Below are 13,145 nucleotides of genomic sequence, written 5' to 3' on the forward strand. Positions count from 1 at the left end.
GCGGGGCGGGCCGGGCCGGGCGACCGGATTGTTGAATCTTCGATTGTCACGGTTCGGGAACTGCCGCACGCCGCGCGGGCACCTCTCATAACGTGGCGCGATCACACCGGAACAGCCAGTGAGGTACGCCCATGTCACAGCAGCCCCCGTACGGCCATCAGCCCCCGCCCGGATACGGGTACCCGCCCCCGCCGCCGGCTCCGCGGAAGACCGGTGCGGGGAAGATCGTCGGGTTCTCGTGCCTCGGCATCGTCGGCCTGGTCGTGGTCCTCGGCATCGCGGGGGCGATGCTCGGCGACGACACCAGTGACAAGACAGTGAAGCCGTCGACCGCCGGTGCCTCGCAGCCGTCCGCGAAGGCCGACCCGGCGCCGGCCTCGAAGCCGGAGAAGAAGTCACCGATCACGGTCACGGCGAAGGCCGCGACGTTCAAGCCGAGCGTGCCGGCCAACGGCGACTACACCAGCGTGTCCGTCACGGTCACGAACAACTCGGCGAAGGAGATCAGCGTCAATCCGCTGTACTTCGCGATCACCGACACCGTCGGGACGAAGCACGGGCCTGAACTGGGCGTCGACGAGGCGCAGATCGACACGGTGGACCTCGCGCCCGGCGAGAACGTGACGGGCGTGATCAGCGGGAAGGGCACGTTCACGGCGAAGAAGGTGACGTACACCGACGGCCTGCTCGGGGACAACGTGCGCGCCGACGTCTCCTGACGCGGTATCGGAAAGCTCCCTGCCGGACATGACCGGACCCTGTGCGGCAGGGAGCGACCACGAGGCGGTGGCGCGTGTACCGGCGCCTGACGTCGTGGCTCCGGCTTCGGTTTCGGCTCCGGGTCCGGGTCCGACGCGAACCCGCCGAACCCGCCGAACCTCGCACCAACCTGGTCACGCGTCGAGACGGACTTCCCGCGGGAGCGGATGGAATAATCGCCCACCCGTACGGTCAAGCGACTGGCCACCCCCCGCCGACACGAACGCCGCACCTCACCTGGCTGGATCCGGCCGTCTTCGATGCCACCGGAACAGGAGCGCGCCATGCGCCTTTACGCCCAAACCCCGGCGAGGCGAAGCCGGCAGGTGCTCGCGGACCTGATCGCGGTGGCCCTGATCGCGGCCGCGGTGTGGTTCGCCCTGGCCGTCCGTGACGCGATCCTGCTGCTCGCCGAGCCTGGGCGGAAGGTGGAGAGCGCGGGCGACCATCTGGCCACCGGCCTCGACAACGCCGGCGAGGCCGCTTCCAAAGTTCCGCTCGTCGGCGGCCTCCTGAAGAAACCGCTCCAGTCCGCGGCCGACGCGGGCACCGGGCTCTCCGATGCCGGACAGTCGCTCCAGCACACCGTGGAGAACGTGGCCACGCTCACCACGCTGGCCCTGATCATCCTCCCGGTCACCTTCGTCCTGGTGCTGTGGCTCCCCCCACGCCTGCTCTGGATCTGGCGCGTCTCCACCACCCGGCGGCTCCTGGAAGCCCCGGGAGGCGCCGACCTGCTGGCCTTGCGCGCCCTCACCGGACCGCCGAACGACCTCAGGGCGATCCCCGTCCCCCCGGCGGGACTCGCCGACGCCTGGCGCCACGGGGACCAACAGGTCATCTCCGAACTGTCCGAAGTCGCGCTCAGGCGGGCGGGTTTGCGGCCCTGACGGCCCGAGAGCGGAACGACTCGACGGCCCGACTCCCCCGAAGCGCGCCCTGATCACCCCCACCGGTGACCGCGTGGCCGATCCCCCGCCGCCCGCTCGCCCACTCCCCAGCAGCCCCGCGGCTCCTCGTACGTCACCTCGTGTCACAGGCGGCTGACGGACCTGTTCAGGAGCGGGCGTCATGGCTCTGGCGACGGTGGAGGGCGTCGTGCTTCCCTGGAGAAGCTCTGCTGAGCGGCACGGCCGGATCACACGGCGCCGACGGTGTTTCGGCGCGACGGAAGCCAAGCCGATGGGGGACCTCCATGACCGCCGCGCGCAACGCCCCGGACATCCTGTCGCAGGAGTTCGCCGAGAACCCGTACCCGACGTATCGGGCGCTGCGCGAGAGCGAGCCCCTCGTCTGGCACGAGGCGACACAGAGCTACCTCATCTCGCGCTACGAGGACGTGGCCCGGGCCTTCAAGGACAAGGAGTCGCTCTTCACCACGGACAACTACGCCTGGCAGGCGGAGCCCGTGCACGGCAAGACCATTCTCCAGATGAGCGGTCGGGAACACGCCACGCGGCGCGCTCTGGTGGCTCCGGCCTTCCGCGGCAACGAGCTGCGGGAGAAGGTCCTCCCGGTCATCGAGCGCAACGCACGCGAGCTGATCGACGTGTTCCGCGACACCGGGTCCGTCGACCTGGTGAGCGGCTTCGCCTCGCACTTCCCCATCACGGTGATCGCCGACATGTTCGGACTGGACCGATCCGGCCAACAGCGCATCAGCGGTTGGTACCGGGCCTTCGTGGCGTTCATCGCGAACCTGTCCGGGGATCCCGAGTGCGCGGCGGCCGGCGAGCGGGCGCAGGTCGAGTTCGCCGCGTACATGCTGCCGATCATCCGGAACCGGCGGGACCACCTCGGTGACGACCTGCTGTCCGCGCTCTGCACCGCCGAGGTCGACGGGGTGAGCATGAACGACGAGGACATCAAGGCGTTCTGCAGCCTCTTGCTCACCGCGGGGGCCGAGACGACCGACAAGGCCATCGCCGGACTCTTCTCGAACCTCCTGGCCAACCCCAGGCAACTCGCGGCCGTGCGGCAGGATCGCGGGCTCATCGACCGGGCCTTCGCGGAGACGCTGCGCTACAGCCCTCCCGTCCACATGATCATGCGGCAGGCCGCCACCGATGTCGTGGTGAGCGGGGGCACCATCCCCGCCGGCGCCACCGTCACCTGTCTGATCGGGGCGGCGAATCGCGATCCCGATCGCTACGGGGATCCGGACCGGTTCGACATCTTCCGCACCGACCTGACGGCGACCACCGCCTTCTCCGCGGCCGCGGACCACTTGGCGTTCGCGCTGGGGCGGCACTTCTGCGTCGGTGCGCTGTTGGCCAAGGCCGAGGTGGAGATCGCCACCAACCAACTCCTCGACGCGATGCCGGACATCCGGCCCGCCGAGGGGTACGACCCCGCCGAGCAGGGTGTCTTCACCCGTGGCCCGAAGTCCCTGCTCGTGGAGTTCACGCCCACCGCCCGCTGACGGCCTGCCCCGCGCCGCCGGGAGGCAGTCCTCCGGCCGCCGCGAGGCAACCCTCACGGCGGTCCCTCATCCCGGGGCCGTTCGCCCCTCACCCCGCCAACGACCCCCCGACCTGCGGGTTCGGCCGTTCGCCCCACCGCCGAACTCCTTGGACGACGGGCGTGGACATGGCATATCGTCAGGCGGCTCGGGTCGCCCGCCAGGCGGCCCGTCTTCATGTCGCACGCGCACGTTCCCGTGGGGGGTACTCCGTCATGTCCTTCAACAAGTCCGGCCCGCCGCCGTCGCCGTCGCCTCAATCCGAGGCCGGACCGACGACGACGCCACCACCGCCGGCGCCCCATCCCGCTCCCGCCTCGCCGCCGCAGGCCGCCGGGGTGCTGCGCTCGCCCGAGGGACTGGCGACGGCCCTGACCGTGCTGTTGGCCGTGGGCGCCACCACCGATCTCGTCTCGTCCGGGGTCCACCTGTACATCCGGGGGCTGATGAAGGACCTCGTCGACGCCCCCGCAGGCGTCGAGGACGACAGCATCGCCCTGGCCGACCTCCTCAACGGTGCGACCGGCGTTGCGCAGACCGCCCTCCGCCTGGCCACGATCGTGGTCTTCATCATCTGGTTCCACCGGGTCCGCTGCAACGGCCAGGTCTTCCGTCCCGACGGGTTCAGCCAGTCCGCCGGCTGGGCCATCGGCGGATGGTTCGTCCCGTTCGCCAACCTCTTCTTCCCGTACCGGACGGCGCGGGAGACCTGGGAGGCCAGCACTCAGCGAGCGCCCGACGGCTCGTACCGCCATGTGTCCAGCGCCCCGGTGACCGCCTGGTGGACGGTGTTCGTCGCGGCCATGGTCCTCGACCGCGTCTTCTCCAGGCGGTACGTCGCGGCCAACACGGCGGAGGCGATGCACAGTGTCTCCGCCCTCGGCGCCGTCACCGACGTCATCACCATCGTCGCCGCCGTCCTGGCCGTCGTCTTCGTGCGCAAACTGACCGCACTCCAGCGGGTGAAGGCCGCGCAGGGTCCGATCGCCGCGAGCTGACGGTCAGGCGGCAAGCGGCACGGCAGGCGGTCGGACCGGGCCCTCGTACTCGCGCCGCCCGCCCTACTCGACGAAGTACGAGTCGTGCCTGACGAAGAACTCGGTGCGTTCCTCGTCAGTCGCGTTCGCGAGCTGCGACAGCCCCTCGAAGTACTCTTCGCGCGGTGCCCCCGGCGCGAACACCATCAGCATCTCCGCCGGGGCGTCGGAATCATTGCGGAAGGCGTGCAGACCGCCCTGCGGCACGAAGAGGAAGTCACCCTTCTTCGCGTCGATCCAGTCGGCGCCGTCGAACAGCCGCACGGTGCCGTCGAGGATGAAGAACGACTCCGAGAACGTCTTGTGGAAGTGGGTCTTCGGGCCTCCCGCGCCGGCGCTCATCTCCACCCGGTAGAGGCCGAACTCGCCGTTCGTGGAAGCCTTCGTGGCCAGGTAGTGCGTCGCGTCGCCGTTCGGGGACGACAGGTCCGCCGGTGTGTCCACGGGCCGGAACACCGCGCTGACCTCGCCCTTGTCCCCCGCATAGCGGGCCTGCGGATACGACGGATACGACGGATACGACGGATACGACATGTCTGTCCCTCCCGGGTCACTCCTGCGTGGACGGTGCAGCCGTGACAACCAGCCGCCCGGTGCTGTTCTTCCCTCGCGGAGGAGAACCATGGATGGACGGGCCGCGGCGGGGCAGCAGCGGGACATGGCTGTCCTTCGAAAGCTCGCCCGTCCCCTGCTCGCCGCCCCGCACATCGTGGAGGGCCTGCGCACCCTGCGCCGGCCCGAGAACGCGGCGGAGGTCTTCCAGCCCTTCGCCCAGGCCGTGGGAGAGCGCGTCCCGGCGGCGGGTGGCGACCCCCTGAAGCTGGTACGCGTCCATGGTGCGATCCAGGTCGGAGCGGGCCTGATGATCGCCGCGGGGCGCGCCCCGCGGCTGGCCGCGCTCACCCTCGCCGCCGCGGTGGTACCGACCGCGCTCACGAGCCATGCGTTCTGGACGGTGAAGGATCCGGAGGAGCGGGCGCAACAGCGTGCCCGGTTCCTGACGGACCTCGCCGCGGTGGGAGGTCTGCTCATCGCCGCCGCGGATACCCACGGGAAGCCCTCGCTCGCCTATCGTTCCCGGCACGCGCTCGACCACAGGCATCCGGTGAGGGCGGTCCGCCGTCCCGTGGAGGTGGCAGCGGCCACCACGGCCGCCCGGGTCAAGGCGGCCGCCGCCCTCGCCGATCCTCGCTGAGGTGCCCGTCCGTCGCCGGTCCCCGTGGCCGGCGACATCACGGAGCACGACGCGTCCCGGGTCGTGACCGCCGCCGGTCGCGACCGCTCGCAAGGAGGAGGAGCCCCATGACAGACGTTCGCCGGACCGTTCGGCGCCTAGCGGTCGGCTCCCTGCTCCGGCCGGTCGCGCTCGGCCCGCGTCTTCTGGCCCGGACGGTGACCGTGGCGGTCCGTTGCGCGCGGCACCGCACGGCCGCTGTATCCGTCGCGGTCTGTGCCACCGCCGGCGAGCACCGGATGTGCCCCGGTCCGCGGGGTGGTACCGGCCCGGATGCCGTGGACGGACCCCGGTGCGACCGGAACACGTCCCACGGCGACCCGGACGCGCCCTACGGCGGCCCGGGCGCCTCCGCGACCGGCGCCGCCCGTCGCGAGCGGGCGCACGAGGCGGTCGCGTCCCGTACCACCGGCCCCGACGACCTGGCCTCGCTCCTGAACATGCTGGACCTGCGGCCCGGTCCCGACGGGAGCGGCACGGGCCCCGGAGGGGACCGACGCCCCTCCGACGGCAACGGCGCCTGACCGAAGGGGCACCGCCTGTGCCCGGCGCCGCGTCTTCCGTAGGTGTTCCGTACGCTGGCGTCATGCGCATGCGCCCCACGCTGACCTGGACCCCCACCGAGGACCTGCGGCCCGGCACCACGGATCCGGGGCCCGTCGCCGACGCCCTGGAGGCGGGCGGTGTGCTGGTGCTGAGCGGGGCGGGCATGTCCACGGAGTCCGGCATCCCCGACTACCGGGGTGAGGGCGGGAGCCTGCGCCGGCACACCCCGATGACCTACCAGGACTTCACCACGAGCGCCTCGGCCCGACGCCGGTACTGGGCGCGCAGCCACCTCGGCTGGCGCACGTTCGGCCGCGCCCGGCCCAACGCCGGGCACCGGGCCGTGGCGGCCTTCGGGCACCGGGGACTGTTGTCGGGCGTGATCACCCAGAACGTCGACGGACTGCACCAGGCCGCCGGCAGCGAGGACGTGGTGGAACTCCACGGGAGCCTGGGCCGGGTCGTCTGCCTGTCCTGCGGCGCCTCGGGCTCGCGCCGTGAACTGGCCCTGCGGTTGGAAGCGGCCAATGCGGGCTTCGAACCGGTGGCCGCGGGGCTCAACCCCGACGGTGACGCCGATCTCACCGACGAACAGGTCGGGGACTTCACCGTGCTGCCCTGCACGAACTGCGGCGGCATCCTCAAGCCGGACGTGGTGTTCTTCGGCGAAACCGTTCCGCCGCAGCGGGTCGCACACTGCCGCGAGCTGGTCGGTGCGGCGACCTCCCTGCTGGTCCTGGGCTCCTCGCTGACGGTCATGTCCGGGCTGCGCTTCGTCCGTCAGGCGGCCCAGGCCGGCAAGCCCGTACTGATCGTCAACCGGGACCCGACCCGCGGCGACCGGCACGCCGTCACCCGGGTCGAGCTGCCTCTGGGAACGACCCTCACCGCCCTGGCCGACCGCTTGGACATTCCCCTGGACGCCTGAGGGGCACTGCCCCGCCGAAGGCCCCGCCCCCGCCCGGGTTCGTCACGGCTCACGGCTCCGTCGTGGTCACGGTCCTCAGCAGGGCCAGCCCCAAGGGGGTGATGCGGTGCAGTACGGATCCGCCCCGGCGGCTGGTGGTGATCAGATCCGCGTTCCGGAGCACCCTCGCGTGTTGGCTGGCGGCTGCGGCCGAGACGTTGAGGCGGCGGGCCAGTTCGTTCGTCGTACTGCCTTCGGCCGTCACGCGCAGGGCGGCGGCTCGGGTGCGGCCGAGCAGTGATTCCAGGTTCCGGCCCGAGGAGCCGGCCGCAAAGCTCGGCCCGGCGCCGGCCAGCGGCTCACGGAGCGCCGGCACCGTCAACCGGGGTGGCTGCGTGGTGTCGAGCGGGTCCCACAGCAGGCTCACCGAGCGGGGCGAGAAGACGGTGGGAGTGATGATCAGTCCCCTTCCCCGGAGGTGGACCTCGACCCCGCGCGGGTAGGGAGCCTCCAGGACCGGCGGACGCCAGCGGACCAAGGGGGCGCACAGCGAGCGCAGCAGCAGATCGACGCCTCCCTCGAGCAGTACGTTCGTGTAGCGGGAGGACAGCGCGGCCAGTTCGGAGCGCCCTTTGTGCCAGTAGGGCTCCACGGCCAGCCGATGGCAGGCGCGCAGTGCCTCGGCGAGTTCCCGACGCGCCTCGCGGTCCCCCTCGGACACCCGCCGTGCCCAGGGCAGGTGTTCCAGGGAAAAGTCGATGCCCGCGAACTCTCGTCGCAGACGGGCCGCCGGTGCGTGGAGCAGGTTGTCCACGGCGTGTTCCAGGGAGGGCCCGTCCCCCATCAGGGCGAGCAGGTCGAGCCCGGGCCCACGCACCGGCAGCAGGGACGTCAGCGGGCGGGTGTTGGCTCCCATGCGGCCCGCGACGGCCGACCGCCACGAGCGGAAGTGGGGGCTGTCCCCGCTGCCCCGCAGCAGTTCCAGGCTGTAGTAGGTCTCCGCCGCGACCCCGATCGTCGCGGCGACGCGTGTCCGCGCGAGATCCTCCGCCGTGAAGTGAATGCGTAACACCGATCGGCCCCCTGCCGGTGCTGGAGCGTGCCCGCGCTCCCGCAGCATTCCCCGGCCGGGCTCACCACACGCCTTCCGATCGCCTCCGGGACGGAGGCGAAACAGGCTCGGGTGGCCTTCGGCCGGGGGGCGGATTCACTGCGGGCACGTTCCTTCGGGCGGCGCCGGGTGGGCCGTTCCTGCTCCGGCGCGAACCGACCGGGCTCGGTCGTCACCGATGTACCGCGCGTCGCGCCCGCAAAAGCGCGACGCGGTGCCACGCTGCGGAGGGTTACGTGATGCGGCAGCCGGCTCCGCCGACGTAGTTCGCGTCCCTGATCTGGCTCTTGAGGCCGAGCCGAGTGTCACCGGGTCCGACGCAGATGGTCCGGTCGAAGCCTCGGACGATGTCGAGCTTGATCTTGATGGTGGTGGGGCCGCAGTGGTTGTAGAACGCGATCTCCCGGCCCGCGTAGTACCCGCACGGTGAGGCGGCGGGCCGGATTCCCGCTCCCCCGGCGCTGCCCGTACCGCCCGCGCTCGCAGGGCTGATCGTGCCCATCACCGCGGCGGAGCCGAGAACGGCGACCGCCATCCAACGTCGCATGCCATTGACCCGTAAGCGCTGCATTCCTGCCCACTCCCCTTCATGTCACTTCGGGGCGTTCACCCCTTTGCCGCAGCACAGACTTGCAGAGACGTCCTCGCACCGACAAGCCTCTAAGCCGTGACTTAAACCCGCAGGTGAAACCCGCTTTCCGCCGCTTCCCGGGCATGCCTGCCCTCCCTCGCGCACGGGGGTTCGCAAGCGTGCGTCTGCGCTGCGCGGGAAGGGGGCGGCCGCGCTCCGGCCGGTCCTCTCCCGGCCGGGCCGGGCCGGGAGCACGACGAAGCACCGCTCGGTCCCGGCGGCGGTAACGTAGGCATGTGGGGCAACTCCTCAGGCTGCGGGAGCGGATCTCTCGACGGGCGAGAGGCGGTGCGCATGGATCCCGAGCCCTTCGACGAGGTCACCAGCCCCGCCGCCCGGGCCGCGGGCGGCTGGCTCGGGGGTCTGGCCGTGGCCGTGCTGGCCACCGGCAGTGACGGCCGGATCGTGCGGTGGGACGTGGCCGCCCAGGAGTTGCTGGGATACACCCCGCGCGAGGTCATCGGCCGCCACATCGCCGATCTGTTGCATCCGGGTACGGACCGGAGTCTCGGCAGGTCGTTGTGGGAGAAGGCGGTCACCGCCCGGGGCGTGATGGGTACCGTCACCGCCTGGCACCGGGACGGGCACCCGGTCGAGGTGGAGATCTGGGCGGCGCCCGTCCCGGCCCGGCCGCGCGGCGGGACGACCGTGTTGGTCTTCGCCGCCGACGCCGCCGCGGCCCAGCGGATCCGCGGCTCTTCCGCGGTGTGGGACGGGCTGTTCGCCCGCTCCCCGGTCGGCATCGCCCTCTTCGACACCCGATTGCGTTTCCTGCGGGTCAACCCCGCCCTGGAGGCGATGAACGGCTTGCCGGAGGCCGCTCACATCGGCCGGCGCCTGGCCGAGGTGCTGCCGGGGGTGAACGCGGCCGCCATGGAAGTCCTCATGCGGCAGGTACTCGAAGAGGGCCGGCCGGTTCTCGACTCCCGTCGCATCGGCCGCACCCCGGCCGCCCCGGACCAGGACCGGGTGTGGTCGTGCTCCTACACCAGGCTGGAGGACACGGACGGACACCCCCTCGGACTGGCCGCGTCCCTGATCGACATCACGATCCAGGAGCAGACCCAACTGGAGGCCGAGGCGGGCCGCCGTCGTCTCGCGCTCATCAACGCGGCCACCTACCGCATCGGCACCAGCCTGGACCTTGAGCGCACCGCGCAGGAGCTGGCCGACGTCACCGTCCCCGACCTCGCCGACATGGTCACGGTCGACGTGCTGGAGTCCCTGGCCTCGGGTGCTGAGATCGGATCGGGCCTGGTGGCCGGCACCCGCCTGCGCCGCCTGGGCAAAGCCCCCTCCGGCTCACCCCTGGCCGAGATCCTCGGCCCCCTCGGGCGCACCCTGGCCTTCCCGTTGGCCGCCCCCTACACGCAGCCGCTCGCCGATCGTCACGCCTTCGTCATTCCCCGTCTGGACGAGGAGTCCATCGCCTCGGCGGCCCGTCACTCCCCGGCCCCGGCCGAGCTGGTGAAGCACGGCGTGCACTCCTTCATGATGGTGCCGCTGCTCGCCCGGGGAACGGTGCTGGGCCTGGCCACGTTCTATCGCTGCACCACGCCGGAGCCCTTCGGCGACGAGGACACCGCCCTGGCCACCGAACTGGCCGCGCGGGCGGCCGTGTGCGTGGACAACGCCCGCCTCTACCACCGCGAGCACGACACCGCCCTCATCCTGCAGCGCAGCATGCTGCCCCAGCACATCACCCCGCCCCCCGGCATCGAGGTCGCCCACCGTTACCTGCCCGCCAGTGACGTCAACGAGGTCGGCGGCGACTGGTACGACGTGATCCCCCTGGTCGGCGACTCCGTGGCTCTGGTGATCGGCGACGTCATGGGGCACGGCATCCAGGCCGGGGCCGTCATGGGCCGGCTCTCGGCCAGCGTCCGGGCCCTGGCCAGGCTCGATCTCGAACACGACGACATGTTCCACCAGCTCCAGGCCGCCTTGGACGACCTGGCCGAACCGATGCTCGCCACCTTCCTGTACGTCGATCTCGACACGGCCACCGGGGCCTGTCGCATCACCTGCGCCGGGCATCCTCCGCCCGCGCTGGTCACCCCCGACGGCGTCGCGCGCCTTCTCGACGTACCGCCCGGGCTCCCGCTGGGCGTCGGCCCCACCCGCTTCACCACCACGCACACCACACTGGCGCCGGGCAGCGTGATCGTCCTCTACACCGACGGTCTCATCGAGGCACGCGGCGCCGACATCGACGACCGTCTGGGCGAGCTCACCCATCTTCTGGCCGAGCCCGCACCGTCCCTCGACGCGCTGTGCGACAGCCTCGTCACCCACCTGGTGCCCGCGTCGGCCGACGACGACATCGCCCTGCTCGCCGCCCGCCTGAACGGGCCCTGAGGCGGTCGAAGGGGTGAGGGGAACGGTCGGGTTGCTGCGGCTTCGCGAGTCGACTGAAATTTCAGTCAGTGCCAGAGTGGTCATCGAGGCCGCAGCACCCACCGTGCGAAGCGGCCGCAGCGGCGCGGAGCGCGCGCTCTTGTCCGTAGGGACCGGTTGTCGCACCAGTCGCGCGCCTGAGCCGCATCCTCTCGCTCGCCCTGGCCGGATGTACCCCTCCACCGGCCCACGATCGGAGTTCTCCCGTGTCTTTCCTGCCCCCGCCCGTCGGACCGTCCTTCGCACCCTCGCCGGAATCGGCGCCGCCGTCGCGGGCGCCTCGGCCTGCTCCCCCGCGTCCGGAGTCACGGTCGACGCCACCGCCGGCTCCTCCCAGCCCTCCACCGCGGGCGCCAAGCGCCGCTTGGGCGCCGAGTGGGAGAGCCACACCCGCACCTTCATGTCCTGGCCGGCGCTGAGCGCGGTCTGGCACGAGGCGTCGACTTCAACTTCAACGGTTGGGGCAACAAGCAGAAGCAGCACCAGAACGACGCCCTGGTCGGGCGCACCGTGCTCAAGAAGTACGGGATCTCCCGGGTCCAGGCCCCCCTCGTCGCGGAAGGCGGCTCCTTCGAGCCCGACGGCGAGGGCACCCTGATGATCACCGAGAGCTCGATCGTCAACGACAACCGCAACTGCGGCAAGAACCGGGACACCATCGAGAAGGAGCTCAAGGAGACCCTCGGCGTCGAGAAGGTGATCTGGTTGGCCGGCGTCCGCGGGGAGGACATCACGGACGCCCACGTGGACAGCCTCGTGCGCTTCACCGCGCCCGGTGTGGTCCTGCAGGCTCATGAAGGTGACGCCTCATTGTGGATCGGCGGGAAGAACGGCCTGCCGGCCGCCGTGTCACGCTAGTGCTGTGACCGGAAAGGTTCGGGGGCGTGCGGAGCCCGTCTCATCCGCCAGGTGAACGGCCGCCATGGCTCGCACTTTCGGTTCGGCCCCCCGCCGTCATCGGGATGTGGGACGTCACATGGCGTTGGCGGAGGTCAGCGTGCCGGCGGCCTTGTCGAGGATCGCGGCGCCGCCCCAGCCGCGCAGGTCGTTCCCGGTGATCCACGCGCCGACGCAGCCGGGGAGCGCGACGACGGCCGCTTCGGCGGGAACCGGGCCGTCTCCCTTGCGTACGACGTTGCCCTGGCAGGACGCGTTGGCCGCGTTGCCGCCGAAGCGGATGCCGTACGTGGCCGTCGCCCCGGCCCGGTTCGCGCCGGTGACGTGGTTGTCGCGCAGGGCGATGTCGTCGGTGCCGGCCGCGATGCCGTGCCCGGCGGGGTTCAGGACGGTGTTGTGGGCGATCAGGGCGCCCTGCGCGTCCGTGTCGACGCCTATGCCGTCCCCCTGGGCGTCGGTGACGGTGTTGCCGCTGATGACGGCGTGGGGGGCGTACCGGACGTGGATGCCCTGGGAGTTGCCTCCCGGGCGGGCGGTTCCGGCGACGGTGTTGCCGGAGATCGTGACGCCGTCGCTCTGGGCCACGTAGATCCCGGCCTCGCCCTTGACCGTACGGATCGTGTTGTCGGTGATGGTGATGCCGTGGTGCCGGTCGCCTCCACTGGACACCACGATGGCACCGCCGGTGGACGTGTCGCTGCCCGTGTTCCGGATGATGTTGCCGGTGATGGTGATGTCGTTGAGCGCGTTGCCGGCCGGGGAGCCGACCTGGACGGCGGTGACCCCGACGGATTCGATGGTGTTGCCGGCGATGACGGCCTGTTGCCAGTCGGTGGTGCGGATGCCGTAGGCGGCGCTGCGCTCGATGTGGTTGCCGATGACCCGGATGTCGCGGTGGACCACGCCCTTCGCGCCACCGTGATCGCCGACCAGCGCACCGAACGGGCGGCTTCCGTCGGCTGCCGCGCGCAGGGTGCAGCCGCTGATCAGGATGTCCTGGCAGGGCGTGTTGTCATACGCCGGGGCCGGGAGGCTGACCCTCGATCCACCGCGTGATCTTTGATCACGCGGTGTGATTGCTTTTGTGGTGGGTTTCCGGATTCGGGCAGGCCGGTATCCCGGGTGGCCGTCCCGGTGGCGGGTTCTCCGAGGTTCTTTCTGGTCG

Annotated in this window: 12 protein-coding genes and 1 pseudogene; 9 read left to right on the forward strand and 4 right to left on the reverse strand. The window is 71.4% G+C overall.

Features of this window, described 5'->3' with window-relative positions:
- The first annotated feature begins 131 nt into the window (after positions 1-131).
- The 4 genes from OTB19_RS33820 (at position 132) to OTB19_RS33835 (ending at position 4,218) form a co-directional block, all read left to right on the forward strand.
- Positions 132-719: a DUF4352 domain-containing protein gene (locus tag OTB19_RS33820; RefSeq protein WP_267802543.1), complete on the forward strand. Its 588-nt coding sequence runs from the start codon at positions 132-134 to the stop codon at positions 717-719.
- Positions 720-1,043: 324 nt separating this feature from the next.
- Positions 1,044-1,649 carry a hypothetical protein gene (locus OTB19_RS33825; RefSeq protein WP_267802544.1) on the forward strand — a complete coding sequence of 202 codons (606 nt, stop codon included), beginning with the start codon at positions 1,044-1,046 and terminating at the stop codon, positions 1,647-1,649.
- A 305-nt stretch (positions 1,650-1,954) separates the two neighbouring features.
- Entirely contained in the window at positions 1,955-3,181 is a 1,227-nt protein-coding gene (locus OTB19_RS33830) for a cytochrome P450 (RefSeq protein ID WP_267802546.1), read from the forward strand.
- 254 nt (positions 3,182-3,435) lie between these two features.
- Positions 3,436-4,218 carry a DUF4328 domain-containing protein gene (locus OTB19_RS33835; RefSeq protein WP_267802547.1) on the forward strand — a complete coding sequence of 261 codons (783 nt, stop codon included), beginning with the start codon at positions 3,436-3,438 and terminating at the stop codon, positions 4,216-4,218.
- A 63-nt stretch (positions 4,219-4,281) separates the two neighbouring features.
- On the opposite strand, the gene OTB19_RS33840 is transcribed toward OTB19_RS33835, so the two are convergent.
- Complete coding sequence (locus tag OTB19_RS33840; RefSeq protein ID WP_267802548.1) at positions 4,282-4,791, reverse strand: cupin domain-containing protein; 510 nt, start codon at positions 4,789-4,791, stop codon at positions 4,282-4,284.
- 124 nt (positions 4,792-4,915) lie between these two features.
- Between OTB19_RS33840 and OTB19_RS33845 the strand changes: the two genes are divergently transcribed.
- From OTB19_RS33845 to OTB19_RS33855, 3 genes are all read left to right on the forward strand, one after another.
- Positions 4,916-5,452 (forward strand): DoxX family protein, encoded by a 537-nt coding sequence (locus OTB19_RS33845; RefSeq protein WP_267802549.1) that lies wholly within the window; start codon positions 4,916-4,918, stop codon positions 5,450-5,452.
- 107 nt (positions 5,453-5,559) lie between these two features.
- Positions 5,560-6,015 (forward strand): hypothetical protein, encoded by a 456-nt coding sequence (locus OTB19_RS33850; RefSeq protein ID WP_267802550.1) that lies wholly within the window; start codon positions 5,560-5,562, stop codon positions 6,013-6,015.
- 62 nt (positions 6,016-6,077) lie between these two features.
- The gene (locus tag OTB19_RS33855; protein WP_267802552.1) at positions 6,078-6,965 is read left to right on the forward strand and encodes an NAD-dependent protein deacetylase; all 888 of its coding nucleotides are present in this window, start codon (positions 6,078-6,080) and stop codon (positions 6,963-6,965) included.
- A gap of 49 nt (positions 6,966-7,014) precedes the next feature.
- On the opposite strand, the gene OTB19_RS33860 is transcribed toward OTB19_RS33855, so the two are convergent.
- Positions 7,015-8,016 carry an ArsR/SmtB family transcription factor gene (locus tag OTB19_RS33860; RefSeq protein ID WP_267802553.1) on the reverse strand — a complete coding sequence of 334 codons (1,002 nt, stop codon included), beginning with the start codon at positions 8,014-8,016 and terminating at the stop codon, positions 7,015-7,017.
- 271 nt (positions 8,017-8,287) lie between these two features.
- A complete protein-coding gene (locus tag OTB19_RS33865) occupies positions 8,288-8,602 on the reverse strand; it encodes a DUF6355 family natural product biosynthesis protein (protein WP_267802555.1) in 315 nt (104 codons plus the stop codon).
- Positions 8,603-8,980: 378 nt separating this feature from the next.
- Here OTB19_RS33865 and OTB19_RS33870 point away from each other — a divergent pair, with 378 nt between their 5' ends.
- On the forward strand, positions 8,981-11,044 hold the full coding sequence (locus OTB19_RS33870) for a SpoIIE family protein phosphatase (protein ID WP_267802556.1): 2,064 nt from the start codon (positions 8,981-8,983) through the stop codon (positions 11,042-11,044).
- Positions 11,045-11,252: 208 nt separating this feature from the next.
- Positions 11,253-11,869, forward strand: a pseudogene (locus OTB19_RS33875) (agmatine deiminase family protein); the annotation flags it as partial.
- A gap of 186 nt (positions 11,870-12,055) precedes the next feature.
- On the opposite strand, the gene OTB19_RS33880 reads toward OTB19_RS33875, so the two are convergent.
- Positions 12,056-12,883 carry a right-handed parallel beta-helix repeat-containing protein gene (locus OTB19_RS33880; protein WP_324290568.1) on the reverse strand — a complete coding sequence of 276 codons (828 nt, stop codon included), beginning with the start codon at positions 12,881-12,883 and terminating at the stop codon, positions 12,056-12,058.
- Between the last annotated feature and the right edge of the window lie 262 nt (positions 12,884-13,145).

It is taken from the genome of Streptomyces sp. H27-H5 (assembly GCF_026627505.1).
GTDB lineage: Bacteria > Actinomycetota > Actinomycetes > Streptomycetales > Streptomycetaceae > Streptomyces.